General features: G+C 46.0%; 23 protein-coding genes. 15 read left to right on the top strand and 8 right to left on the bottom strand.

The annotated features are described in order from the left end of the window. The first annotated feature begins 10 nt into the window (after nucleotides 1-10). From ACE04G_RS08020 to ACE04G_RS08030, 3 genes are all read left to right on the top strand, one after another. Nucleotides 11-1,579, top strand: coding sequence for a glycoside hydrolase family 30 protein (locus tag ACE04G_RS08020; RefSeq protein ID WP_449005343.1), 1,569 nt, complete (start codon nucleotides 11-13; stop codon nucleotides 1,577-1,579). 154 nt (nucleotides 1,580-1,733) lie between these two features. Then, the gene (locus tag ACE04G_RS08025; RefSeq protein WP_339306924.1) at nucleotides 1,734-2,174 is read left to right on the top strand and encodes an acetyltransferase; all 441 of its coding nucleotides are present in this window, start codon (nucleotides 1,734-1,736) and stop codon (nucleotides 2,172-2,174) included. 69 nt (nucleotides 2,175-2,243) lie between these two features. Next, entirely contained in the window at nucleotides 2,244-3,230 is a 987-nt protein-coding gene (locus ACE04G_RS08030; protein WP_339306926.1) for a WXG100 family type VII secretion target, read from the top strand. 167 nt (nucleotides 3,231-3,397) lie between these two features. Here the strand turns inward: ACE04G_RS08030 and ACE04G_RS08035 are convergent, their stop codons facing one another. The 4 genes from ACE04G_RS08035 to ACE04G_RS08050 form a co-directional block, all read right to left on the bottom strand. Continuing rightward, nucleotides 3,398-4,186 carry a formate/nitrite transporter family protein gene (locus tag ACE04G_RS08035; RefSeq protein WP_017690511.1) on the bottom strand — a complete coding sequence of 263 codons (789 nt, stop codon included), beginning with the start codon at nucleotides 4,184-4,186 and terminating at the stop codon, nucleotides 3,398-3,400. A 75-nt stretch (nucleotides 4,187-4,261) separates the two neighbouring features. Then, entirely contained in the window at nucleotides 4,262-4,780 is a 519-nt protein-coding gene (locus tag ACE04G_RS08040) for a hypothetical protein (protein ID WP_339306928.1), read from the bottom strand. Nucleotides 4,781-4,816: 36 nt separating this feature from the next. Further along, nucleotides 4,817-5,035, bottom strand: coding sequence for a bacteriocin immunity protein (locus tag ACE04G_RS08045; protein ID WP_081745826.1), 219 nt, complete (start codon nucleotides 5,033-5,035; stop codon nucleotides 4,817-4,819). 394 nt (nucleotides 5,036-5,429) lie between these two features. Next, the gene (locus tag ACE04G_RS08050; protein WP_339306932.1) at nucleotides 5,430-6,419 is read right to left on the bottom strand and encodes a zinc-binding dehydrogenase; all 990 of its coding nucleotides are present in this window, start codon (nucleotides 6,417-6,419) and stop codon (nucleotides 5,430-5,432) included. Between the two features lie 181 nt (nucleotides 6,420-6,600). On the opposite strand from ACE04G_RS08050, the gene ACE04G_RS08055 reads away from it, so the two are divergent. From ACE04G_RS08055 to ACE04G_RS08070, 4 genes are read left to right on the top strand one after another with little or no spacing between them, the layout of a single operon-like run. Continuing rightward, a complete protein-coding gene (locus ACE04G_RS08055; RefSeq protein ID WP_339306934.1) occupies nucleotides 6,601-7,461 on the top strand; it encodes a LysR family transcriptional regulator in 861 nt (286 codons plus the stop codon). A gap of 48 nt (nucleotides 7,462-7,509) precedes the next feature. After that, nucleotides 7,510-8,616, top strand: coding sequence for a threonine aldolase family protein (locus ACE04G_RS08060; protein ID WP_339306936.1), 1,107 nt, complete (start codon nucleotides 7,510-7,512; stop codon nucleotides 8,614-8,616). A 31-nt stretch (nucleotides 8,617-8,647) separates the two neighbouring features. Further along, nucleotides 8,648-9,118, top strand: coding sequence for an SMI1/KNR4 family protein (locus ACE04G_RS08065; protein ID WP_339306938.1), 471 nt, complete (start codon nucleotides 8,648-8,650; stop codon nucleotides 9,116-9,118). Between the two features lie 31 nt (nucleotides 9,119-9,149). Continuing rightward, nucleotides 9,150-10,037 (top strand): LysR family transcriptional regulator, encoded by an 888-nt coding sequence (locus ACE04G_RS08070; protein WP_445252504.1) that lies wholly within the window; start codon nucleotides 9,150-9,152, stop codon nucleotides 10,035-10,037. A 238-nt stretch (nucleotides 10,038-10,275) separates the two neighbouring features. Here ACE04G_RS08070 and ACE04G_RS08075 read toward each other — a convergent pair whose 3' ends face one another. Then, nucleotides 10,276-11,265, bottom strand: a complete 990-nt coding sequence (locus ACE04G_RS08075; protein WP_449005192.1) for an aldo/keto reductase family protein — start codon at nucleotides 11,263-11,265, stop codon at nucleotides 10,276-10,278. A gap of 105 nt (nucleotides 11,266-11,370) precedes the next feature. Then, on the bottom strand, nucleotides 11,371-12,405 hold the full coding sequence (locus ACE04G_RS08080; RefSeq protein ID WP_449005193.1) for a PocR ligand-binding domain-containing protein: 1,035 nt from the start codon (nucleotides 12,403-12,405) through the stop codon (nucleotides 11,371-11,373). A 305-nt stretch (nucleotides 12,406-12,710) separates the two neighbouring features. On the opposite strand from ACE04G_RS08080, the gene ACE04G_RS08085 reads away from it, so the two are divergent. The 8 genes from ACE04G_RS08085 (at nucleotide 12,711) to ACE04G_RS08120 (ending at nucleotide 22,757) form a co-directional block, all read left to right on the top strand. Beyond that, nucleotides 12,711-13,853 carry a glycerol dehydrogenase gene (locus ACE04G_RS08085; RefSeq protein ID WP_145321190.1) on the top strand — a complete coding sequence of 381 codons (1,143 nt, stop codon included), beginning with the start codon at nucleotides 12,711-12,713 and terminating at the stop codon, nucleotides 13,851-13,853. After that, entirely contained in the window at nucleotides 13,853-15,622 is a 1,770-nt protein-coding gene (dhaK, locus tag ACE04G_RS08090) for a dihydroxyacetone kinase subunit DhaK (RefSeq protein WP_449005194.1), read from the top strand. The genes ACE04G_RS08085 and dhaK overlap by 1 nt, the downstream gene beginning before the upstream one ends. Nucleotides 15,623-16,017: 395 nt before the next feature. Further along, the gene (locus ACE04G_RS08095; RefSeq protein WP_449005195.1) at nucleotides 16,018-17,055 is read left to right on the top strand and encodes a siderophore ABC transporter substrate-binding protein; all 1,038 of its coding nucleotides are present in this window, start codon (nucleotides 16,018-16,020) and stop codon (nucleotides 17,053-17,055) included. Nucleotides 17,056-17,086: 31 nt separating this feature from the next. Continuing rightward, on the top strand, nucleotides 17,087-18,097 hold the full coding sequence (locus ACE04G_RS08100) for an ABC transporter permease (protein WP_372238406.1): 1,011 nt from the start codon (nucleotides 17,087-17,089) through the stop codon (nucleotides 18,095-18,097). Beyond that, entirely contained in the window at nucleotides 18,094-19,158 is a 1,065-nt protein-coding gene (locus tag ACE04G_RS08105) for an iron chelate uptake ABC transporter family permease subunit (RefSeq protein ID WP_449005196.1), read from the top strand. Before ACE04G_RS08100 ends, ACE04G_RS08105 begins: the two co-directional genes overlap by 4 nt. Beyond that, on the top strand, nucleotides 19,155-19,907 hold the full coding sequence (locus ACE04G_RS08110) for an iron ABC transporter ATP-binding protein (RefSeq protein ID WP_449005197.1): 753 nt from the start codon (nucleotides 19,155-19,157) through the stop codon (nucleotides 19,905-19,907). The genes ACE04G_RS08105 and ACE04G_RS08110 overlap by 4 nt, the downstream gene beginning before the upstream one ends. 260 nt (nucleotides 19,908-20,167) lie before the next feature. Then, nucleotides 20,168-21,346 (top strand): alanyl-tRNA editing protein, encoded by a 1,179-nt coding sequence (locus ACE04G_RS08115; RefSeq protein WP_237176853.1) that lies wholly within the window; start codon nucleotides 20,168-20,170, stop codon nucleotides 21,344-21,346. A 106-nt stretch (nucleotides 21,347-21,452) separates the two neighbouring features. After that, nucleotides 21,453-22,757, top strand: a complete 1,305-nt coding sequence (locus tag ACE04G_RS08120; RefSeq protein WP_449005198.1) for a DUF1963 domain-containing protein — start codon at nucleotides 21,453-21,455, stop codon at nucleotides 22,755-22,757. Between the two features lie 73 nt (nucleotides 22,758-22,830). Here ACE04G_RS08120 and ACE04G_RS08125 read toward each other — a convergent pair whose 3' ends face one another. Then, nucleotides 22,831-23,178 carry a DUF1801 domain-containing protein gene (locus ACE04G_RS08125; protein WP_221818844.1) on the bottom strand — a complete coding sequence of 116 codons (348 nt, stop codon included), beginning with the start codon at nucleotides 23,176-23,178 and terminating at the stop codon, nucleotides 22,831-22,833. Continuing rightward, a complete protein-coding gene (locus ACE04G_RS08130) occupies nucleotides 23,175-23,750 on the bottom strand; it encodes a GNAT family N-acetyltransferase (protein WP_339182190.1) in 576 nt (191 codons plus the stop codon). The genes ACE04G_RS08125 and ACE04G_RS08130 overlap by 4 nt, the downstream gene beginning before the upstream one ends. Between the last annotated feature and the right edge of the window lie 101 nt (nucleotides 23,751-23,851).

Consider the following 23,851-nt stretch of genomic DNA (forward strand, 5'->3'; position numbering starts at 1 on the left):
GTGAAGCGTGATGAACATAGGCTGGCGAGAGCATCCCAAACGATGGATGATCCTGTTGATCGCAGCTATTTGTTGTATCGGTATAGGAATCTGGCTTATCTTCAACCGAAGTGAACAACCTGCTCCGCCACCGGTTGTGGACAAACAGAGAACGGCCGAAGTCTGGCTAACCACGGGAGATCAGCAAAATCTGCTTACACCTCAGAAGCCCATTCCAATTTCAGATCACCATGATGCAGACACAGGCTCTCCCGTTTCTTCAACGCAGGAGTCAGACACGTCTTCATCGGATTTCACCATACAGATTGACCCGGACAAGACGTATCAGACCATGGATGGTTTTGGCGCAGCGATGACGGGTTCATCGGCACATCTGATCAACGAGCTCCCAGAGGAACAACAAGAGCAACTGCTGAAGGAACTATTTACAACAGAAGGGCTGAACATGGATATGGTGCGTCATACGATTGGTGCCTCCGATTATTCGGTAGATGAAACAGGTGTGGCTTCGAGTTATACCTATGATGATATCGAGTCTGGCACGGACTATGACATGGAATCCTTTTCGATCGAAAAGGATCAGGAAGTTGTGCATATGCTGGAGCGTGTAGCTGGTTTGAAACCGGATCTTAAAGTGCTGGGCACACCGTGGACGGCCCCGGCCTGGATGAAGTATGGGGAGAAGACCACGAACGGCTGGTATCTGGATTACAACGATCCCCAGGTATACGAAGCGTACGCAAGATATTTTGTGAAATATATCAAAGCTTATCAGACAAAGGGCATTCCCATCTACGGGATCACGTTGCAAAATGAACCGGAGTTCACATCGAATAAATATCCAAGTATGAGTATGGGCGCCGAAGAACAAGCCATGTTCATTCGGGATTATCTTGGCCCTGCGCTACAGGACGCGGGACTGGATACGCAAATCATCGCGTATGATCATAACTGGGATCAGGCGGTCGAATATACCAGCAAGGTGCTCGGTGATGAGCAGGCTGCTGTCTATATCGATGGATCTGCTTTTCACTGTTATGCAGGTGATCCATCTGTCATGTCGGAAGTGCATGAGCGCTTCCCGGATAAAAATATCTATTTTACCGAGTGTAGTGGTGGGGAGTGGAGTCCTGATTTTGGCGAGAATCTGAGCTGGCAGATGTCCAATCTCATCATTGGTGCACCTCGCAACTGGGCGAAGAATGTGCTGCTCTGGAACATCGCACTCGATCCGCAAGGTGGACCCACGAACGGTGGCTGTGAGAACTGTCGTGGGGTTGTGACGATTGACCCGGAGCGTGATGAAATCACGAGAAATGTCGAGTATTATGCGATGGGTCACATCAGCCGTTATGTACGTCCGGGAGCTGTGAGAGTTGATTCCACGCAAGAACAGGGCCAGCTCGAGAACGTAACCTTCTGCAATCCGGATGGAACGTTGGTGCTGGTTGCAGCTAACACGGGTGAGGCAGAAGTTTCCTTTGATGTACTCATAGATGGAGATTCGTTTCGATATATACTGTCTTCCCAATCGGCAGCAACCTTCCGTTGGAAGCCAAAAACGGAGGGAGAACGTTGACTCATGATTGGAAATTATGGGTACAGATTGAATGATGAACATGATAAAATAAACGTAGAGTTATTTCAAATTTGATATATTAAACAAGTCCGATCCCAGGATCGGGCTTTTACATAACCTTTTACTTTTAATAGAGAAGGAGCATACGTCGGACATGTTAGTCGCTGCATATCGGGAACAGGATCATGACAAGTTGGTCGAGATCTGGGAGAGTGCTGTTCGGGCAACCCATACGTTTTTGGAAGAGCATCACATTCAGTTCTACAAAAAAGTGGTGAGTGATGTTTTGCAACAAAGGCAAGTCGAGGTTTGGGAAGTGCTGAATACGGAGCAACAACCCGTGGGTTTTATTGGTGTGGATGATAACTTTATCGAGATGTTATTTGTAGATCCGAGCCAACACGGACAGGGTGTGGGACGTCTGCTAATAAACCATACCTTCAAAATCAAAGGCCGTCACCTCAAGGTGGATGTTAATGAGCAGAATACTGGGGCAGCCCGATTCTATGAAAAGATGGGATTTGTACAAATGGGGCGATCTGAATTGGATAGTTCCGGTAATCCGTTTCCACTGTTGCATCTGGAGATCATATAGGAACAGGTTGAGAGAGAGCGTCATTGGTTGACCACAGGATGTTAATGAACACGCAGAGGAGTGTGCAGGATGACACAGATCAAGGTGACACCGGAACAACTGGAGAAGGTCAGTGGTCAGTTCGCTCGGGCCCATCAGCAATTATCGGGCTTCATGTCCACATTGGACGGCAAGATGAGTGTCATGCGCAGCAACTGGGATGGCATGGAACGGGAACGCTTCTATAACGATTATTCAACGGCTCAAGGCACGATGAAATCTGTTCTGGAACTGGTTCTGTCCATTCAGTCGGAGCTTAAGAAGATTGCCGAGCGTTTCCGCACGACAGATGAAGAGGCAGTGAGCCAGGCAATCATGACGGCGCTGACCGCAGCGCGGGCGCTATCAACCATGGGCAAAAATAAAGGCGATGATCTGGACAAAACGCCAGGTCCACCAAAGAACATGGATGAATGGGATGAGAAAGATGCCGAGAAATACCAGAACTATGAGGAAATGCTGAAGAAAGCCAAAGAGATGGGTGACGAAGAACTGGCGCAGCAGATTCAGGCCAGCATGAACATCATTCGGCTTCAGTATGAAGATGTAATCTATCAGACTGACCCCAATACTGGCAAGACGGTAAAAATTACCGAGGATTCCATCGTAGGTACGTATCAGGTGAAAAGCGACAAGGGCGAAACGACCACCATCAGTCTGGATAAACAGGGCAATGTGGTGGACTATAGCAAGGATACGGAAAAGTATAGGTATTCGGAGCAAACGCACACGACCAGTCAAGGCGAGCATCTCTTTGGCAAAGCAGCACAAACGGCTACAGCCTACGGGATTGGTCTGCTGCTCACAAGCAAGACGGGCTCTGCCTTTACAGAACATGCCACTGGACTTGGTTCTTCGTTCGTTGCGGACAAGTTCCTGTTCTCTGTGCCGGAAGAAGGCGAGACACGTACGATGATCTACCGTACCAATAAGGACACGGGCAAAATGGAAAATATGATCGTGGTCACGCGCGGCGACAACGATATTGAATATACGCCGTGGCGGGATTACTTCTAAGCCACGGATGGGGTTGGCAAGCGGCTTAACCGCGAGCCTGCCCATAGAGAAACACCCCGGCAATCTACTCCCTGAGATGGGAAGGTTGCCGGGGTGTTTTGGATTCTCCTTACCGATCAGCCACGGTCGAAGGACCGAGCTGTAAGGGAATCTTTTTTTGCCAGAGATTAATGTGTCTCTTCATCCAGAAACGGTTTGTTCACCGCATAATACATAAAGCCCATCAGCAGCACACCACCCACCAGATTACCCAAGGTCACGGGAACCAGGTTGTGAAGCACACCTTCAAATGAGATCGTCCCCGGGTGATTCAGCACAAGTGCAATCGCGAACGTACACATATTGGCGATGCTGTGCTCATATCCCGAGATGAAGAAGCAGAACACAAAGAGCATCATGGCAAACATTTTGGCTCCATTCTCCTTCATGAACATTGGGACAAAAAACGCCATACATACAAGCCAGTTACACAGGATGCCCCGGAAAAAGAGCTGCATGGTTGGAACTTCCATCTTATGCTCCACCACGCTTAACAGAAAACCATTCACCTGAGACGAGTCGAACAACCCGGTCAGGTAGATTAACAAGGCAAACACGGCTGCGCCCATCAGGTTACCGCTATAACTTGCAATCCACAGCTTGATCACTTCAAACCAGCGCAGTTTCTTGCGCAGCGCCGCATACGTGTAATAAAACGTATTGCCCGTGAACAGGTCACCCCCGCCGTAGGCGATCAGAATGATGGCCGCGCCAAACGTAATTGCCGCCATCGGATAGGTAAACGGGGACTGCTCCATATAAAAGAAGTTACCTGTCTTAAACGCCACGATGACGCCGAATCCGATAAACATACTGGCCAGCATGGAGCGTGCAAGGTACCTGATTAAGCTTTGTTTGTATATCTTGTGTTTTTTCAAAGCTAGTTGTTCCACGTTGCGTAAAGCTTCCGTTTCCATAATTCTCCTCCAATAGCATGATGTCTTGCTTACCATTATAACGAAATTATGGAAATTGGGGAGATTAAACTTGGTTTATTGATTATTACTTCGTTGATTCGAATGCAGTACCCGCATTGCAGAAGAGCCAAAATCAGGATCGGATTGAAGCGATTCTAGCGCGGATGCTGCGCCATTAACTTGTGGATGTGCAACAAGCATAGCAAAGGCCGCTCCTCTGACTAATATGTAGGCATTACCCTCCAGAACTTCCTGAGCCAATTGGATCTCGGCTTCTGTGACGGGCAGTAGAGCGAGCGTTTGCAAGACGTAATTCTGTACATCCTCATCTTCTTCTGAGTCACGAACAAGTTGTGCGGCAGCATGAAGGATTTCACCCAGAAGAGCAGAGGAGCCTGCCATGCCTAAAGCGCGCCATGCTTCGATACGGATGAGATCCTCTTCATGTGTATCCATGCCAATAGCGAGAACTTGCTGAGTAAGGTGATTATCGGTTAGTTCGATCAGATCACGAAGTGCCTGTAGTTTTTCTCCTCCGCTGATTCCGTTAAAATCAGGGTGTTCATTGTTGTTATTATGATTTAAATCAGACATGTCAGACATATCCTATCGTTCATCTCCTGAAGAATATTAAGATTGGGGTGGAAGAATGATTGGACGTGAAGCCAAGGCTTCTTCCACAATCTGTTCAGGCGTCAGGTCTCGATCATCCCAGAAAATCAGATTACTGATCTCTGCATGTGGAACCTGCTGCTGTAGCTCCGTCAACATGTCATCTAACTCGGCTTCCGTTCCTTCAGAGTCCATCAGCTTGCGAACCAATTCGACCAAATGTAATCTATTGTCCATATCGATACCTCCTGAATGATTCATAGCGTGAACAAACTAGTCTTTCATGGGCTGATTTAATGGATCATATATAATGAGCACCGGAAAAAAATTGGGCTCAAGCATCAGACTAATACCTTGCTCGTCTTGATCAGTATATGAAATGATATAGTTCCCGAAATGAGACACGTAGTTGAAGTCTTGGAATTGAAAGGAATGTTCGGGATACTTTATCTTCACATATAACGTAGTAACTCCGCGGGCTAAGGTTTCTTTTAACATAGGAATTTGGGCCAAAAGCATAATAGCAACAAGAAAAATTAGTATACGTTTAGCTAGACGGGTCAGATGGATTCACCCCATTATCGTAAATCAATTTTCAACAATTCATGAAGGCCCATCTCCAAAATAGATGTCACTCCATAAGGATAGCCAGATTACCAAACTGCTCGCCGTTTTCCATGCGTTCGAATGCTTTTGCTACGTCTTGCAATGGATATACGCCATCAATTACAGGATGTATATCATGTTGCTCCACGAATTGCAGCATCTGGATAAACTCCTCACGGCTACCCATAGAGGTGCCGATCAGACTGATCTGCGGGAAGAAGATAGAGCGAATCGGTAGGGTCAGATCATCCCCCGAGCTTGCACCATACATCACGATACGTCCACTTGGTCTGATTATATCAAAATATTTTGGGAACATGGCTTGTCCGATGCTATCCAGGATGATGTCCACAGGTTCCAGATCGTTCTGCCTACGCCAATCAGCATGACTATCCAGTGCCTGGGCAGCGCCCAAACGCTGAGCTTCATTTCTTTTGGCGTCACTTCTGGAGGTGACGGTCACCTTGGCACCAGCCGCTACCGCCATGAGCAGGGCATAGGTCGCTACACCACCGCCAACGCCGGGAATAAGGACATGTTCACCTTGCTTCAATACGCCGCGAGTGAATAAGGCGCGATAGGCCGTCAGCGCTGAAAGGGACAGCACACCTGCTTCCTCCCAGGATAGGTGGGCTGGCTTAGGCAGGGCATTTGCAGCAGGCAACGTTATATATTGAGCCAGTGTTCCATCCGTAGGGCCACCAACAATATCGGGTACGGTCGGCACTTCAGATGCATGTTCCCAACCGAGTGTAGGATGGATAATGACTTCATTTCCTATCGCGAACCCTCTTACGCTTTCGCCAATCGCTACGACAATACCTGCTCCATCGGAACCGGGAACGAGTGGGATGTCCTGAGGGCCGCGTCCTGCCATGATGAATAGATCCCGATGGTTGATTCCAGCGGATTTTAATTGAATCTGCACTTCCCCGGCTTCTGGTGCCCGAGAGATTGACTCTGTATATTGAAGACCTGCAAGGCCGCTCTGGGCCGAATGGACAATAGCTTTCATGTTCAATATTCCTCCTGTCTGTGTAGCTAGATTTAACTACTGAGCCTCATTGTACAGACGGAGCAGATTCACGTAAAATGAACAAAAATGATTGTCAGTATCATTGAAAATAATAGATAAGCACTTTGCATGAATCGGATGATGCAGAATGCCGATATAACGACGAGCAGGTGATCAGAGTATGGATGCAGGTGATTTGAAAATATTTCAGGCGGTTGCCCGCGAAGGTAGTATCAGTAAAGCTGCGCTCTCACTTAATTATGTGCAGTCCAATGTAACAGCACGGATTAAACAGTTGGAGACCCAACTGCAAGTACCGCTATTTCATCGTTCCAATCGGGGGATGTCGCTTACACCTGCAGGCGAGAACCTGCTTGGGTATGCGGATAGAATATTGGAATTATTATATGAAGCAGAGCAGGCCACACAAGTGGGTAACCCACCAGCGGGGATGCTTCGTCTAGGTGCCATAGAGACAGCAGCTTCTACTTTTCTGACGCCGCTCTTGGCTGAATATACTTCATGCTACCCGGAAGTACAACATTCGCTTGTCACGGGTGGGACCCATGAACTGAACCAGAAGGTCATCCAACATGAATTGCATGGAGCCTTAATATATGGCCCGATTGATCATCCTGAGCTGAACTATATGAAGATGTATGACGAGGAATTGGTGTTGATCGCTGAACCTGGAGCACATGAGATGTACACGTTATTGTCCAGGCCGATGTTGTTTTTTGAGATCGGATGCACACATCGTGATCAGGCGGAATCCTTTTTGAAAGATCAGGGTATCCACACGCTTAACATCATGGAATATGGAACACTGGACACGATTCTGAATGGTGTATCTGCCGGGCTCGGTGTATCATTGCTGCCGCGTTCTTCGGTTACCAAAGCAGAATCAAGAGGTGAGATTGCAGTGTTATCTTTGCCCGATCCTTATTGCCGGTTGGAAGTAGGATTTGTGTATCCCCGTGGTGAACATATATCTAGTGCGCTCAGCGCTTTGGTTGATATTATTACAGAACCAGAACGATAAGAGGTTGTTCATAAAGTCCATTTTTGAACACACACTATAAAGGAGTGAATGACTTTGGAGGATACTACGTTAACATTGGCTGATGCATTTAATCAGGCAGACTTTATTGTAGGTGGTCACGGCAGTCGCCAAGTGAAGGTGCTTCAGAACGTACTGGACCAGATCGATGGGGAGGTGTTCAGTGACCACTACGGCAACGGCCCCCTTATTGAAGAATTTCAGCAACAGATGGCCGACGTTCTTGGCAAGGAATCGGCGGTGTTTTTCCCAAGTGGAACGATGGCACAGCAGATTGCATTACGGATCTGGTGTGACCGCAAAGGTGTAAAACGAGTAGCTTACCACCCTTTGTGTCATCTTGAAATCCATGAGGAAGACGGACTGAAAGAGTTGCATCAGATTGAATCAATTTTACTTGCGGACAAGGATCGTTTGATTCGTTTGCAAGATGTACAGGCGCTCGATCAGGACATTGCCTGTCTGCTGTTGGAACTGCCGCAACGCGAGATTGGTGGGCAATTGCCAGCGTATGAAGAGTTGGAAGCGATCTCGGCCTATTGCCGTGAACGCGGGATTAAGCTGCATCTGGACGGGGCACGCCTGTTTGAGATCACTCCCTATTATCAGAAAACGCCTGCGGAGATCTGCAGTTTGTTTGATACGGTGTATGTGTCCTTTTATAAAGGCATTGGAGGTATTGCGGGGGCTATATTGGCGGGTGATCCGGATGTGATGCAAGAATCGAAAGTATGGAAACGTCGGCACGGCGGAGATCTGATCGGCCTGTATCCGTATATTCTGAGTTCTCAGTATTATTTCAATGAACGGATTGGCAAAATGGAGCTGTATTACGAGCAGGCTCAAGAACTCGCCTTCCTACTGAATGCGTGTCACGGGATACAAACGTTGCCCGAGGTACCTGTATCGAATATGTTCCATGTACATTTTGCGCTCGGTGCTGCCGAAGTTGAACCAATCCTTGTGCAAATGGCTAAGCGGTTTGGCATAGGAATGACTTCATATCTGAACAAAACAAGTGGGAACAGCTGTGCCTTTGAATTGTCTACGGGTGATCGTTATGAGAAAGTTCCTCAGGACAAGCTGCGTGCAGCACTGGAATGGCTGGATCAAGAGTTGCGTAAACAGGTGAGATAACAAGCGGATTCTATGTAAAGGGGGAGTTCAAGTGACGTCGATAGAATTGGAACCGATTCGTGATCTTTTGGTGAAAGCTTACGATACAACAATGGGAGAAGGGTGTACTCCCGAAACGCAAAAGAGCATTGAGGATTTTGAGCAAAAGTATAATGTGAAACTGCCCGCAGCGTATCGCGCACTTTTGCTTGAATTCGGGGCATGTAATTTCGGCGACCCTGCCTTGTATTCGGTGAAAGAACTGAGCTGGGCTTATCCGGATTTTTTGGAAGTATACCGTGAATATGAGAAAGAATACGAGCTGCCAGCTGACCTCCAGCCTTTCCCGATTGGTGGATTTGGTGAAGGAAGTACGGCCATACTGGATCAAAATTCAGGCAAGGTGCTGATGTTGATCCACGATGCAGGGGAAACTCCTCTGCGGGAAATTGCTGTGGACTTTAATGAATTGATGACAATGCTGGCTGAGTCGGCAATCTGGGTTCAGGAACAGATGAATTAACAAGGTAGACGGAAGGATGCGCAACAGACTTATGGATATCCGAAAGTTAAGATACTTTATCACCGTGGCGGAGGAGCTTCATTTTCACCGTGCAGCGGAAAAATTAAATATGACGCAACCACCGCTGAGCCAGCAGATTCAGAATTTAGAGGATGAGCTTGGCGTGAAGTTGTTGGAGCGCACCAGAAAAATGGTTCGTCTCACCCCGGCTGGTGCCGTATTTCTGGAACAGGCCAGACTGATCATGGCCCAGCTCGAACGATCCATTCAGCTTACGCAAAAGGCAGATCAGGGCATCATCGGGCATATAACCATAGCCTTTGTGGATTCGGCTTCGGGGAGCATTATGGTGGATGTTCTTAGGAAATTTCGCGCTGCGTATCCGCAGATTGAATTGACGCTGCGTGAGATGACTTCGTCCCAACAATTGCAGGCACTGGAAGACGGACAGATCCATATTGGATTTTTGAGATATCAGGAAGATACTCGTCATGTCTCGTTCCGCCCCTGCCAGATGGAAACGTTGATTGCTGTATTGCCAGATCATCACCCGAAGGCTTCTCAGACTCAAGTTTCAATTCGAGAACTGGCGGATGAAGATTTTATTTTATTCCCACGGCATCTGGGTTCTCCGTTCCATCGTCTCGTTCTGGATTATTGCAGGGAGCATGGCGTAGATCCTCGAATTACGCAGGAAGCGATCCAAATGTATACGATTGTGAATCTCGTTGCAGCGGGCATGGGCATTTCCATTGTCCCGTCATCGGTGGATGTGTTCCAGCGAAAGGGTGTAGTCTTTCTTCCATTACAAGAAAATCCGCCCTCCGTACCGTTGTATACGGCATGGCGGACGGATATGAATCAGGAAGTAGTGTCCCGCTTTATGAACTTTGTTGATGGGGAATATGAGTTGCGCTAAAGGTTATTTACACTTACACTGCGATGACAGAACAATCTTCCAATCGCTGTTATCCCCAGATTTTTTTCGATCCCTTTTCTCAAGGGGAAAATCTGGTGATAAAGGCGAAGTGTATGCTTCCGAAGTAGCTTTCTTGCAGAAAGCTTTTAGCTCCGCTTTTTCAGGTTTTTTCTGTCCTCTTCGTTCTCGTGTAAATGATTAGTACAACTTAGTATGTTGTGAGTAATGGAAAAAGAAACTATCCCGTCTTGGTTGGATCACGCTCAATCCACGGATTCAGTATTTCATCAATACGAGACATGATCGCAGAGTCCAGTTTCACACCGGAGGCTTTTACATTTTCCAATACCTGCTCCGGCCGGGATGCGCCGATAATGACGGAACTGACATACGACTGTTGTAGAACCCACGCGACAGCGAGTTGAGGAAGAGTTAGATCAATCTCTTTAGCGAGTGGAACAAGCTGTTGCACAGCGGTAAGAACATCTTCACGTAACCACTGACCAGCCAGTTTATTGAAAAAGGGTGCTCCTGCCTCAGCAGCTGCACGTGATCCGGTGGGCAATGCTTCGTTAGGCGGATATTTGCCCGATAATATACCCTGAGCCAGTGGAGACCATGTAATCTGTCCAAGTCCTGCTTGGTCGCTTGCAGGCACCACATCTTGCTCAATCACACGCCATAACATTGAATATTGGGGCTGACTTGCAATGAAGGGGACATGGAGTTCCCGCGCCAAAGCGGCTCCTCTTGCAATCTGATCTGCGTTCCATTCACTTACGCCAATGTAATGGACTTTGCCCTGACGGACCAAATCGGAGAATGCCAGAAACGTCTCTTCCAGCGGAGTGTTGTAATCATAACGGTGAGCGTAATAGACATCAATATAATCCGTCTGTAACCGTTGTAATGAACCATTGCAGGCTTCCATGATGTGTTTACGTGAAAGTCCGCGGTCATTATGACCTGTGCCGGTTGGGTGACAGACTTTGGTACACAGTTCAATACTTTCTCTACGTACATCCTTAAGAGCCTGTCCTAACACGGATTCTGCCTTGGTATTGGAGTACACATCTGCGGTATCAAATGTGGTAATACCTGCATCCAATGCGGCTTGAACACAAGCTTCTGCTATTCCATCCTCGACTTGCGCTCCATGCGTAATCCAGTTGCCGAGTGAAATCTCACTGACGGTTAATCCACTGTTTCCTAATTTGCGATATTCCATTCATGTCGCCTCCCTAAGTCATCTGGACTCCATTGTAACAATGGCAGATTAAGAGGTGAAATATCTTTTAACCTCATCTTTGATACGAAAAAAGTATCAGTGAATCTACATTTTCTCTTGGATGTATTTGCGATAGAGAGCAGGCGTAATTTCCTCGAACTTTTTGAATATTTTGATAAAATATCCCGATTCATTAAATCCCAGCTCATCACTGATCTGTGAGACAGGCATGTCGGTGACCTCCAGCAATTGCTTGGCCCACTTAATCTTGAGTTTTGCCAGGTAGGTTGTGAAGTTCTCACCCGTTTCCTTGGCAAACAGCCTGCTGAAATAACTCGGACTCAGGTGGCATAGATCAGCCATTTGTTTGAGTGATACTTGTTCGCTTTTGTGACTATGAATGTATTCAAAAGCCGGCTGAAGGACCGGACTGGAACTTTCCGTGTCACTTGGGCTATTTTTGAGATAAGCATCCGCTATCGCATTGGTCATCTCTTTTTTGATCGACTCGATATTACGAATGGAGTAACCCGGCAGAATGGTGGAGAGGTTTAGAGTCTCCTGATTACCTGAAGCTTTCTCGAACATTTCAACTAACAGATTTTTGTTGAGTGCTTCTTCCACAATATAGTTGCAGAGCAGGGATAACATGTTGGAGATTTTCACAATCTCTTCATAGGTCATCACAGGCAGCTGGGCGTATTCGTCCTTTAATTCCTCCAGCTTGGCTGCATGCATGGGTACGTTTTTGGACGTGACAATTTGCTCCAAGTCACTACCCTTTTCCGGATCGGCAAGTTTCACTTGTCCTGCCATGACGGCGCCGATATATTTGCCATCAATCGTAATTGGAATCGCGATATCAATAATATTGAAATGGCATAGATATACATAGGGCTCATTCAACCGAACGGCTTCCAGACCGCCACGTGAATCACATTTTTGACAGTAGGGTAGAAGCTCGGGGTCTTTACGCACATCCTGGCAGAAAGCCTGACAGCTGCTGTGGCTGGTTATGGGAATGCCTTTATAATCAACGGTGAGGATCGCCAGTTTGGTTACTGTTGCGAGAGAATCTTGTAGACGCTTCCATTTATTAAGGTCGAGAATTTTATTGATATGCAGATATTCTTTAATCATTGGTGCAACCTCCATAGGCTAACCTGATTCATAATTTAGGCCGTTAAAAGTTAGCAACTTGTACATATTAAGATGTAATGATGACGGGTAATGTATTATGGGAGGTCAAAATTGAACCATCTCATGACAATAACATACCATGATTGCACTAAAAAGCAAAAAATTATGATTGTAAATTATAATAATTTGTTATCAAAGTCCACTGTAAAGCTGCTGTCCATGCGTTATATTAAGGTCAATTGCAAGAAATTAAAATTTAATGTATCTACTACACCATTCCATATCCTTAGGAGGCATATAATAATATGAGAAAAGCATTTATCAGCCCAACCAAATATGTACAAGGCGAAGATGAGTTGTTGAACCTGGGGTACTTTGTTAAATCCTTCGGAGAATCTGCATTGCTGATCGCACATCCGGATGATGTGCAGCGTGTCAAAGCGAAGCTCGATGCAACAGCTGAGAAATTTAATATTACGTTTGTTGAAAGCGGTTTTAAAGGGGAATGTTCCCGTGAGGAAGTTGCTCGTCTGCAAGAGATTGCGAAGGAAAAAGGTTGTCACTCTACCATTGGTCTAGGTGGCGGTAAAGCGATCGATGCTGCCAAATGTGTAGCTGAAGGCGAAGCATTGATCATCTGTCCAACCATTGCGGCAACGGATGCACCGACAAGTCACTCTGCTGTGTTGTACACACCGGAAGGTGCTTTTGATGACTATGCTTACTTCAAACAAAGCCCAAGTGTGGTTCTTGTCGATACAACGGTAATCGCCAATGCACCAACACGTTTCCTCGTATCCGGTATGGGAGATGCGCTCTCTACATACTTCGAAGCAAGAGCAACAGCGAAATCCTATTCCCGTGTAAATGCAAGTCTGCCAATGGGTTCCCGTGAAGGATATACCCCATCTGCAGTAGGGACGAATGCGGCACTTGCACTGGCAAAACTGTGTTATGAAATGCTGCTGACTGACGGTGCAAAAGCGAAAGTAGCGAGTGACAGCAACGTCGTGACACAAGCACTGGAAAACATCGTGGAGACCAACATTTTGTTGTCTGGTCTTGGATTCGAAAGTGGCGGTCTGGCCGCAGCACATGCAATCCACAACGGTTTGACTGTTCTGGAGGGAACACATCACTTCTTCCACGGTGAAAAAGTATCCTTCGGTACGATCGCACAACTCGTACTCGAAAATGCACCAACCGAAGAGCTGCACGAAGTCATGGACTTTTGTCTCGAAGTAGGACTACCTATTAGCTTGGCGGATATCGGTGTAGACACGATTAGTCAGGAAGAGTTGTTGAAAGTTGCAGAGATCGCTTGTATTCCGGAAGAATCCATTCACGCGATGCCATTCCCGATCACCGTTCCTGAAGTGGCTGCTGCCATTGCAGCGGCTGACCGCATGGGCCGTGAGTACAAAGCAGCTCGCCGGGAGGCAAAATAATGAAGAAAATTATTAACCAAGCAGAACATGTTGTTATGGAAATGTGCAACGGAATCGCGCTCGCGCATCCGGAGCTGGAATTCCTGAAGAAATATAAAGTCATCAAGCGCAGAGAGATTCAGGCCGATAAAGTCAGCCTAATCAGTGGTGGCGGCAGCGGACATGAACCGGCTCACGCTGGTTATGTGGGTAAAGGCATGCTGGATGCAGCGGTGTGTGGAGATGTATTCGCATCTCCTTCCCAAATCCAGGTGTATCAAGCGATCAAGGCAACAGCCAGCAACAAGGGTACACTCTTGATCATCAAGAACTACAGCGGCGACATGATGAACTTCAAGAATGCAGCGTATCTGGCTGAAGAAGATGGCATCGACGTACAGTATGTGCGTGTTGAGGATGACATCGCTGTACAAGACAGCTTGTATACCGTTGGACGTCGCGGCGTTGCCGGAACTGTACTGGTTCACAAAATTGCCGGAGCAGCAGCGGAGGAAGGCCGAAGTCTGGCTGATGTGAAGTCCGTTGCTGAGAAAGCAGCTCAGAACGTGCGCAGTATTGGTTTTGGATTCACATCCTGTACCGTACCCGCCAAAGGCACGCCTACATTCGAAATTGCTGAAGATGAGATGGAATTCGGCGTAGGGATTCATGGTGAGCCAGGAATTCGTCGGGAGAAAATTGTATCGGCTGATGAATTGGCAGGGCGTATGATCGAAGCATTGCTTGCCGATATGAAGCTGGATACGGATGATTCTGCTGAGATTGCCGTGCTGGTGAATGGGTTTGGCGCAACACCTTTGCAAGAGCTGTACCTGCTCAACAACTCGGTTCAGCGTGAGTTGTCACAGCGTTCAGGCCTCAATGTAGCTACTACATTTGTAGGCAACTACATGACAAGTATCGATATGGCGGGTGCATCGGTTACGATCCTGAAACTGGATGATGAACTGAAGTCATTGTTATTTAAGGAAAGTGATACCCCTGCATTTAAAGTATCCGGTCCTCCTGTAGCACAAGTGGCGTATTCCGAAGCGCTGGAAGCTGTCGTGGGTGAAGAGGCTCCCGTATCTTATGAAGTGGAGACGCCTGCAACATCTGCGGTGATCAGCAACAATCAATTTTCACTGGACAACATCGTCTATCTGATCGATAAAATGGGTGAGATCATCATCAAGAACGAGGTACCGTTCTGTGAACTGGATTCCCATGCCGGTGATGGCGATTTCGGTATGAGTGTGGCAAAAGGCTTCCGCCAGTTGAAACGCGAATGGAATCACATTATTAACGAAGATAAAAAAGACATCGGATCATTCCTGGATGCATGTTCCTTGGTCATCATGGAATATTGTGGCGGCGCATCCGGCCCAATCTGGGGTTCGGCATTCCGTGCGGCTGGCAAAGCAGTAGGGGATAAACAGCAATTAAACGTTGCTGAATTCGCCGAGATGATCCATGCAGCGGTGCAAGGGATTCAGTCTACAGGAGAACGTTCCTTCGGACGTGGCGCCGTTGTAGGTGATAAAACCTTGATCGATGCACTCGTTCCGTGTGCCGATTCCTGGACTCAAAGTGCGGAGTCTGGCGATGACTTCAAAACAGCATTTGCCAAAGGTGCAGCAGCAGCCGTTGAAGGTGCGAAGAAAACCGAAGACATCGTGGCACGTATGGGACGTGCAGGTGCTGTCGGCGATCGTAGTCTGGGCTACCCTGACGCTGGCGCATATGCGTTAGGTGTTATTTTCACAGAGCTGTCTGAGTCGATGAAATAAGGAATGTTGGTAAAAAATTAGATTATTTCGATGAGAAATATAAAAGTATAAAGTGTTCTTACCGCAAAAGAAGTATCACACAGTGATGCTTCTTTTTTTGTATTGAAATGTCGATTTTTATGCATATAAATACATACAATAGAATATTTGGTTCATAATTTCGCCATGAATTAAAACAATTAGGTTGTTGAAAATGCCTTCTAACTTGTTATAATATAACCTATTGATATTGATAATCACTATCATTTGTTGTTTTGTTACTCAGCACTACAGTGAAAAGGGGTTAAGTTTATTCTCTAAATTTACGTCTGAGGAGGTATATGATACTGAGTTTATCCAACACAGTACGCTGCGTTGGAATCCAAATTTTCTAAATCTAGGGGGATATAAATTAAATGAGAAAGTCTATTTCTTCAAAATTAATGTTTATCATGGTTGCAGCTATAACTTTGGTGTTGGCAGCTTGTTCAAGTAATGAACCTGCTTCGACGGATACGGCTAATACAGAGGCTGCAACTTCTGATGCTGCTACTACAGCTACAGCCACAACAGTTGAAATTACGGATGCTCATGGAACGGTAACTGTGCCTGTAAATCCAACGAAGGTCGTTGCTCTGGATAACAGAACATTTGAGACTCTGTCCACTTGGGGCGTCAAATTAGCAGCAGCGCCGAAGGATGTAATGCCTGCGGATTCACCATATGTGGCGGATGAATCGGTAATAAATATTGGAAATCATCGCGAACCAAACCTTGAACTATTGGCATCAATACAGCCTGACCTTGTCATTGTTGGTCAACGATTTGCTGGCTTTTATGAAGACATCAAAAAATTAGTACCTAATGCAGCAGTAATAGACCTTAATATTGAGCTTGAAGAAACAGCATCACCTGGGGAAAACTTTGTTAATGGACTTAAAGATGCAACAACCAATCTAGGTAAAATTTTTGAAAAGCAAGAAGAAGCTGCCCAACTGATTGCTGATTTTGATAAAGCTATTGAAGAAGCTAAGGCTGCTTATAATGGTGAAGATAAAATTATGAGTGTTGTCGTTTCTGGTGGAAACATCGGTTTCTCGGCTCCGCTTACTGGACGTGTGTGGGGACCGTTGTATGACATTTTCGGCTGGGTTCCAGCACTAGAAGTGGACAAATCTTCTTCTGATCATCAAGGTGATGATATTTCTGTTGAAGCGATCGCCCAAAGCAATCCGGATTGGATTTTCGTACTGGATCGGGATGCAGCTGTATCTGCTGAAGAAGGTGCCGTTCCGGCTCAGGACGTTATTGATAATTCACCTGCTCTGCAAAACACCACTGCTATTACTCAAAAACAAATCGTTTATGCTCCAAACGACACGTACACCAATGAATCCATCGAAACTTTCTTGGAGTTGATTAACAACCTTACGAAAGCTTTAGCTAAACAGTAAAAAGGAGTATGCTGCAGTGCAGAAAAATTTAATACCAAAATTAGCTGGGGTTGAGAATTCTCAACCCCAGCGTCATAACCCCAAAAAGCTATGGACCATACCTTTTATCATTGCGATTATAGCCACTATTATTTTAGGCATTACATCACTGCTTATTGGAGTCTATGACATACGAGGACAAGCGGATGGAATGGAGATGTTCTTCATTACTCGTGTCCCAAGAACTGTTGCATTAATGCTTACCGGTGCCGCCATGGCAATGGCAGGACTGGTCATGCAGCTTATTACACAGAATCGCTTGGTGGAACCTACCACAACCGGAACAATGGAATGGTCAGGACTGGGGATCATGTTTATTTATCTGGTCTTTCCTGCCCCGAGCTTAACGCTAAGAATGACTGGTGCAATCATTTTTTCTTTTATAGGGACGATGATTTTTTTTATGTTTCTAAAGAAAGTTAAACTCCGTTCGTCTTTAGTTGTCCCGATTATTGGGATGATGCTTGGAGCTGTCATTTCTGCATTTTCAACTTTCGTCGGGCTTGTGTTCCAAATGACTCAAAATATCGAAAGCTGGTTTGCAGGCTCCTTTTCATCTGTGCAAATTGGCAGGTATGAATATTTATGGCTCATCGTATTGGTGACTATTCTTATATTTGTTTTTGCTGATCGGCTGACATTAGCCGGACTAGGGGAAGACGTCGCTACCAGTCTTGGCGTAAATTATGACAGGATCATTCTTTTGGGTACTGCGCTTATTTCACTAGCCGTTGGAATCGTTGCAGCGGTCATTGGGAACTTGCCTTTTCTAGGGTTAATAGTCCCCAATATTGTTTCCATGTTTAGGGGGGACGATCTCAGGAGCAATTTGCCATGGGTGTGCTTATTAGGGATGGGCAGCATCATTGTGTGTGATATCCTGTCTCGTGTCATTATTATGCCTTTTGAAATACCTGTCTCGATGATCCTTGGAACAGTGGGAGCCGTCGTATTCATTGTCATTTTGTTAAGACAAAGGCGGTCAACAAGGAGGGTAAGATGAGCAACTTAGCAAGTAGAAATCCACTGAGTATCGAAATCGATTCTAGCCGTCGTCCTAAAAAAAGATCAGCTAGAGCCTTCCGTACCAAGAAAGAAGAAAAGCGCTATTGGATTTTGCTGATAACATTAATTGTTCTGGGCGTTTTTGCATCGGTTGGACTACTGGTTTATAACAATCCGGTCCCTGTGTCTTCGCCTTCTTTCATACCTGTTGTTACAAGAAGGGTAGTTGCTCTGGTTTCAATGCTGATCGCTGCAATCTGCCAAAGTTTGTCCACGGTTGCTTTTCAATCGATTACGAATAACAGAATTATAACTCCGTCCCTTTTAGGTTTTGATGCTATTTATTCAACCATTCATACGAGTACTATATTTTTCCTTGGTGCTACGGTATTTTTGAATTTTAGCGGTGTTGATTCCTTTTTATATCAAGTTGCTGCAATGGTCATCATGTGTTTGATTCTTTATGGATGGCTGCTTTCCGGAAAATACGGCAATTTACAACTTCTGCTTCTGGTCGGCATTATCATTGGCACCGGGCTGAGGTCCGTATCCTCGTTTATGAGAAGACTTCTTGCACCGTCCGAGTTTGATATTTTACAGGCAAGAATGTTTGCTTCCGTGAATAATGCGGATTCTGCCTATTTCCCGATTGCGATTCCTATCGTCATCATTGCAGCAATTCTGCTGCTTGCTAATGCCAAGAGGTTAAATGTACTGTCGCTGGGTAAGGATGTCTCGACTTCCTTGGGAACTAAACATCAAAGTAGTGTGATTTATACGCTGGTTCTGGTTTCCATTTTGATGGCCATTTCGACGGCTTTGGTTGGACCACTTACATTCTATGGATTTTTAGTTGCGATTTTGAGTTATCAGGCCGCGCAAACCTATGATCACAGATATGTTTTCCCAATGGCTCTTGCGATAGGGTTTGTGATCTTAACCGGTGCATACTTTATTATGAATCATGTTTTCAATGCCCAAGGTGTTGTTTCCATTATTATAGAATTGGTTGGCGGACTAACATTTTTAATTGTGATTTTAAGGAAGGGTTCTTTATGATACAGATCAATAATGTCAAAAAAACCTATGCAACCGAGGTAGAGATAGGCCCTTTGAATATTCATATACCCAAAGCCGGTCTTACTTCTTTAATTGGGCCCAATGGTGCGGGGAAGTCGACGACACTTCTCATGATCGGAAGACTTTTGGATTTGGATGAAGGTCAAATTAAGGTTGCCAATATGGATGTTTCTACGACCAAGTCAAAAGACTTGGCTAAAATAGTAACGGTTTTACGACAAGAAAATCATTTCGTCACAAGGCTTACCGTTAGACAACTTGCCGGATTCGGACGGTTTCCTTATTCTAAGGGAAGATTAACGGATGAGGATGAAGCTATTATCTCTAAATATATTGATTTTCTAGACTTAACTGATCTGGAAAATAGATATTTAGATGAGCTTTCTGGTGGTCAGAGGCAAAGAGCTTATGTCGCCATGGTTTTGTGTCAGGAGACGGAATATGTACTTTTGGACGAGCCTCTGAACAATCTGGATGTTGCTCGTTCTGTTCGGATGATGGAGCATTTGAGATATGCCGCTAATGAATTTGGAAGAACCATTCTGACGGTTTTGCATGATATTAATTTTGCAGCCAAATATTCAGATCGAATATGTGCGATGAAAGATGGACAAATCGCCGCTTTTGGAACCGTAGAAGAAGTGATGGACCCCGAAATTTTAACAGATATTTTTGAAACGAAAATTGAAATTATTGATGGTCCGTACGGACCGATAGCGATCTATTAGATACAGGGCTTCATAAAAAGTTGTTTGTTAAAACAGTTTTCAGAAAGTAGAGTGATTATTCACTCTGCTTTTTTTTGATCAATGTCGAGCATCCTCCTGCAAAATTTTTCTTTCTTATTCAAAAAGTATTTTCGCTCACAGAGCGTTCTTTTGGATATGGAAAGCAATTTTGCATGCCATAAATTGGCTTGAGGGTTCCAGATAGTGTAATCTGGAGATTATGAAAACCCATTTGAACGAGAAGGGATCGGGATGATTCAATGACGCAAAAAATCTATTATGACTCAGCTTATACAAGAGAGTGGCATACAACAATTACAGGCAAAGTGGAGAAGGAAGACGGTGTATATGTCACGCTGGCGGAGACTGCTTTTTACCCGCATGGGGGTGGACAGCCTTGTGATCTGGGACAAATTGGCGGCATCGCTGTTCTGGATGTGAACATCGAAGAGGGCGAGGTGTGGCATAAGCTGGAACGCACCCCTGAGCAGAACGAAGTACATTGTGAGATTGACTGGGAGCGAAGATTCGATCATATGCAGCAGCATACGGGTCAGCATTTGTTATCGGCAATCACGCTAAAGCTGACGGAAGCGATGACGCTCAGTTTCCATCTTGGTACGGAGTATGACACGATTGATGTGGCTGCGGCTGAACTGGGAGCGAATCAATTAACCGCCATTGAACAAGAAGTGAATCGTCAGATCTATCGTAATGCTCGCATCAACACGTCCTGGGTTACAGCAGAAGAGGTTGCACAATTACCACTGGTGAAGCAGCCTACGGTAACGGAAGACATTCGCATCGTTGAGATCGAGGGTGTGGAGTATAACGCCTGCGGTGGAACTCATGTGTCGGCGACAGGCGAGATTGGGATCATCAAACTGTTGAAAACCGAAAAAGTGAAGGGCGGCACCCGCATTTATTTCAAATGTGGAACAAGGGCGCTGAATGAATTCACAGCTACACAAAATGTGCTCAACAGCATCATGGTTAAATTAAAGACAAGTAAGGACGAGTTATTGGAGCGTATTGAGAAAATGGAACTGGAGCAAAAGCAGCTGCAAACTGAGCTGAATGCAGTGAAAACAACGAATGATGCCTATTATGCGGAGGAACTTCTGGCCGCTCGGCAAGGGCTGGTGATTGCTCAGGTCTTTGAAGACAAATCGCTCAAGGATATGCAGAGCCTGGCCACCAAGCTGACCGCAGACCATGAGGGGCTTGTACTCTTTGTGAGCATCTCGGAGGCCAAAGTAGTTCTGGCACAGAACGGCCAACCGCCTGAATGGGCTTGTGGACCTTTCTTCAAAGGCAATCTTGGAGCATACCAAGGCAAAGGTGGCGGCAGTGAAAAGATAGCTCAGGCAGGCTTTGCCAGCAGTGAAGATGCGCTTGCCTTTTACGAATTCACCAAGGACCAGTTGGGACATCACTGATTGCGTCTTGCGATATAAGACCGACAGCATTTAAATATGGAGTAAGGGACAAACACGTCACATTGTGGCGTGTTTTCCATTGCCGATAGTTGAAGGAGGTTGGAATATGACAGAACGAATTCCGTGTATACGGGAGGGGTGTGCAAATACCGTTTTACCAACAACAGCAGCGAAAACGGGTGGTTATTGCATGCCTTGCAAACAGGAGATGGAACGTGAGGAGCGCCAGAGATACATTGAAGCGAATCGACGTGACGTGAACTTGTATGCAGGTATCACAGACCCGGTCGAAATTTTGAAAATCATGCACAAACCTCAGGTTCGCGATCCACTAATTCGTTATACACCCTATGAACAATCCGAGGAACAGGTATATCTGTCTTTGTCTGTAGAGCAACAAGATCAGATGAAGGATTACGCGATGCAACGGATTCGTACAGGTGATGAAGATACGGGCAAAGACATTCTGGTATATCTGGTCTGCTACCATGATATATCGTTGACTGCTGAAATTCCTGAGCTGCTGGAACAGGAGATCTATTATCCTGCCATTTTGTATGAAGGTGCCTCGGGTGAGGTTCGTGATCGTCTCTTGCAGCAGGTGAACACCGATGATGAGAATCGGAACCATATTTTGCTCATGCTGGCCCATATCGGGGATGATGTTGTCGTGCAGCAGTTCCGGCAATGGAGAGAGTCTCCGCCATCTTGGGCGAGCGAATTGTACGTGGCGCCAGAGCATTACACCACTGAAGCTGGTTGGGAGCTTACAAAAGACGGGCAGCGCAGGGAATTATTCACCACCCCAAGTTATTCACTCTATAAAGTAAAAGAGAATGAAGGAGCTAACGTGGAGTTAACCGGAAATTCACTATCGATGCTGAACCCTAGCAAAAATTGCTGTCCATGGTGTGGCAATGCGTTAACCACCTTAATTAGTCTGGATGTTAAACATCCCGCTCTGAAGGACGTGTCTTGGCATGCCCAGCAACTTCAGATACAGACTTGCGTGATATGCAGCAGTTACGGTGTGGTTTACATGGAGCTGGACGTAGCAGGGGAACCGATATGGAGTTCACATAATGTCATGCCTGTGGGAATGGACGAGATTGACCTGGACGACTATGGTAAATTTGCACCGGATGTTGGCCGGCAGTTTCGAATTGCGAATGCATCACGTCATGCATTCCATGCCAGTGAGTGGGCGATGGAACCATCGCTATCTCAGGTCGGCGGCCATCCAGGATGGGTTCAGGATGCGGAGTACCCAACATGTCCACGCTGTTCCACGAGAATGAAGGCTGTCGCACAACTGGATTGGGGCGAGGTTGAGGAATATGGTGAGGGTATGTATTACATGTTCATATGTGAGCCTTGCCAGATGACCGCCGTATCGTACCAGCAATCTTGATGGTGGAAGCAATGAGGCATCCCGTAAGTTCTTGAACTTCATGGGATGCCTATTTAATATACGTCAGATTTTCCTACAATTCTGCAGATGCCTGCTTCAGCAGTCCCGACAGCCATTCATAATCCGGCGTATCTTTTTCCTTGAGCTTGATCGTTTTGCGCTCTTCCGGGCCTTCGAATATCCCATCGGGCAGATCGAGTCCGGTTGCATGGAAGATGGTGAAGGATACGGCCTGTTTGGATGGCGAGATGACCGCAGCGTACTTCCCGTTTTTTAGAAAATGAGGTTTCTTGTATTGCACGCGTTCCTGAACGTCAGGGATGGAATCATGTACCAACTGACGCAGTTGTTCAGCGATTTGTACTTGCCAAGGTATCTGAATCTGTTCAATAAACTCAGTGACTTCTGCATTCTTGGTCATGCTTGTTCACCCTCCGTATGGATCTGATTGTGTGCTTCCCATTCTGGTCTTAGAATTCCCATCATCAAGCGGTCGTAACGCTTACCATCACGATATACAGCTGAGCGTGCCCGACCTTCCAACTGAAAACCAACCTTCTCATAGGAACGGATTGCTTTGGCATTGTAGGCGATGACGTCGAGGCCAACCCGGTCCAGATTCATCTCATGGAACGCATATCGTAAAATAAGATTCAACGCTTCCGTACCATATCCCTTGTTACGATGTTTGGCAAGTCCGATGCCAATAGCAAGTTGTCCGCAGCGGTTATTCCATTCAATGCTGTGAATGACGACAAAACCAATCAGCGTATCCTCTTCATGCGTGCGCAGTCTGAAGTAAACTTCCTTGTTCTTCGTTTCGCCCTCATCTTCCAACTGTTTCTCTGAATAGGGAATGGCCAGATCAGTATCCACATTCCGAAGGTACTCCGGGTCTTCGTTCCATTGCAGCATGGTCTCCACGTCTTCAGGACGTGGGGGCGTCATTTTTAATCGTTGGCTATAAAACAGGTTGTCCGTACTTAGTGTCATAGGGGTCTCCTTTAAAATAGGTTAAGATGGCTTCACCTTGGTTTCACATTTAACTCTATGTATAATTCGCAATAGACCTCGCCCCTTTGGCATCTGATAGC

The organism is Paenibacillus sp. AGC31, from assembly GCF_057334655.1.

Excerpts from the sequence above, each read along its gene's own strand:
- ACE04G_RS08080 (WP_449005193.1), bottom strand. The coding sequence starts at position 12,405 with ATGATTAAAGAATATCTGCATATCAATAAAATTCTCGACCTTAATAAA.
- ACE04G_RS08040 (WP_339306928.1), bottom strand. The coding sequence starts at position 4,780 with ATGTCTGATTTAAATCATAATAACAACAATGAACACCCTGATTTTAAC.
- ACE04G_RS08030 (WP_339306926.1), top strand. The coding sequence starts at position 2,244 with ATGACACAGATCAAGGTGACACCGGAACAACTGGAGAAGGTCAGTGGT.
- ACE04G_RS08045 (WP_081745826.1), bottom strand. The coding sequence starts at position 5,035 with ATGGACAATAGATTACATTTGGTCGAATTGGTTCGCAAGCTGATGGAC.
- ACE04G_RS08115 (WP_237176853.1), top strand. The coding sequence starts at position 20,168 with ATGACGCAAAAAATCTATTATGACTCAGCTTATACAAGAGAGTGGCAT.
- dhaK (WP_449005194.1), top strand. The coding sequence starts at position 13,853 with ATGAAGAAAATTATTAACCAAGCAGAACATGTTGTTATGGAAATGTGC.
- ACE04G_RS08125 (WP_221818844.1), bottom strand. The coding sequence starts at position 23,178 with ATGACCAAGAATGCAGAAGTCACTGAGTTTATTGAACAGATTCAGATA.
- ACE04G_RS08075 (WP_449005192.1), bottom strand. The coding sequence starts at position 11,265 with ATGGAATATCGCAAATTAGGAAACAGTGGATTAACCGTCAGTGAGATT.
- ACE04G_RS08110 (WP_449005197.1), top strand. The coding sequence starts at position 19,155 with ATGATACAGATCAATAATGTCAAAAAAACCTATGCAACCGAGGTAGAG.
- ACE04G_RS08095 (WP_449005195.1), top strand. The coding sequence starts at position 16,018 with ATGAGAAAGTCTATTTCTTCAAAATTAATGTTTATCATGGTTGCAGCT.
- ACE04G_RS08070 (WP_445252504.1), top strand. The coding sequence starts at position 9,150 with ATGGATATCCGAAAGTTAAGATACTTTATCACCGTGGCGGAGGAGCTT.
- ACE04G_RS08085 (WP_145321190.1), top strand. The coding sequence starts at position 12,711 with ATGAGAAAAGCATTTATCAGCCCAACCAAATATGTACAAGGCGAAGAT.
- ACE04G_RS08120 (WP_449005198.1), top strand. The coding sequence starts at position 21,453 with ATGACAGAACGAATTCCGTGTATACGGGAGGGGTGTGCAAATACCGTT.
- ACE04G_RS08130 (WP_339182190.1), bottom strand. The coding sequence starts at position 23,750 with ATGACACTAAGTACGGACAACCTGTTTTATAGCCAACGATTAAAAATG.
- ACE04G_RS08060 (WP_339306936.1), top strand. The coding sequence starts at position 7,510 with ATGACTTTGGAGGATACTACGTTAACATTGGCTGATGCATTTAATCAG.
- ACE04G_RS08050 (WP_339306932.1), bottom strand. The coding sequence starts at position 6,419 with ATGAAAGCTATTGTCCATTCGGCCCAGAGCGGCCTTGCAGGTCTTCAA.
- ACE04G_RS08020 (WP_449005343.1), top strand. The coding sequence starts at position 11 with ATGAACATAGGCTGGCGAGAGCATCCCAAACGATGGATGATCCTGTTG.
- ACE04G_RS08105 (WP_449005196.1), top strand. The coding sequence starts at position 18,094 with ATGAGCAACTTAGCAAGTAGAAATCCACTGAGTATCGAAATCGATTCT.
- ACE04G_RS08035 (WP_017690511.1), bottom strand. The coding sequence starts at position 4,186 with ATGGAAACGGAAGCTTTACGCAACGTGGAACAACTAGCTTTGAAAAAA.
- ACE04G_RS08025 (WP_339306924.1), top strand. The coding sequence starts at position 1,734 with ATGTTAGTCGCTGCATATCGGGAACAGGATCATGACAAGTTGGTCGAG.
- ACE04G_RS08055 (WP_339306934.1), top strand. The coding sequence starts at position 6,601 with ATGGATGCAGGTGATTTGAAAATATTTCAGGCGGTTGCCCGCGAAGGT.